General features: G+C 40.5%; 1 protein-coding gene and 1 pseudogene. Both read left to right on the forward strand.

Annotated elements, in window-relative coordinates:
* A partial coding sequence (locus tag F9802_RS19420) for a hydantoinase/carbamoylase family amidase (RefSeq protein WP_152154740.1) occupies positions 1-564 on the forward strand: 564 nt, incomplete at its 5' end.
* Between the two features lie 24 nt (positions 565-588).
* Positions 589-761 (forward strand): annotated as a pseudogene (locus F9802_RS19425) ((S)-ureidoglycine aminohydrolase); the annotation flags it as partial.

Raw genomic sequence — 761 nt, forward strand, 5'->3', positions numbered from 1 at the left:
AACCACGCAGGAACAACGCCGATGGGCTATCGTAAGGATGCTGTCTATGCCGCTAGCCATATGATCTATGAAATAATCAGTTTAGCGAAGCAGCAAGGTGATCCGTTAGTTGCGACAGTAGGAAAAGTGGAAGTCGGACCAAATATCGTCAATGTTGTACCGGAAAAAGCCGTTTTCACCGTAGACGTGCGCCATACCGACAAAAATGCCATCGTGCAGTTTACTAAACTATTTACTAGAAAAATAAAAGAAATTTCGATAGAACATGAAGTAGAAACATCTATTGATATGTGGTTGGATGCTGATCCGGTTCCAATGGATTTTAAGATTGTAGAAATCATCGAAAAACAGTGCAAAGAAAATAACCTGAATTATAAGTTAATGTATAGCGGAGCAGGTCATGATGCGCAAATTTTCGCCCAAACGGTCCCGACAGCCATGCTGTTTGTTCCAAGCCGAAAGGGCATTAGCCATAACCCGGCAGAATACACAGAACCTGCTGATTTGGCTGAAGGGGTTAAAGCGTTGATTGGTACATTATACGAATTAGCCTACAAAGAATAACGATAAAAGGGGAGTTTATAAAAGATGGGTTATCCTACAGATTTATTATCAAGCAGATCAATCATTGAGCATGGTAAATATGCATTAATCGCACCTGAAGGATTGGTGAATAATGTTATCCCGGGGTTTGAAAATTGTATTATTTCTATTTTGGGTTCACCTAAGCTTGGAGCAAGCTTTGTCGATTACGTTGTGAC

It is taken from the genome of Bacillus aerolatus, assembly GCF_009183655.1.
Taxonomy (GTDB): domain Bacteria; phylum Bacillota; class Bacilli; order Bacillales; family Domibacillaceae; genus Pseudobacillus; species Pseudobacillus aerolatus.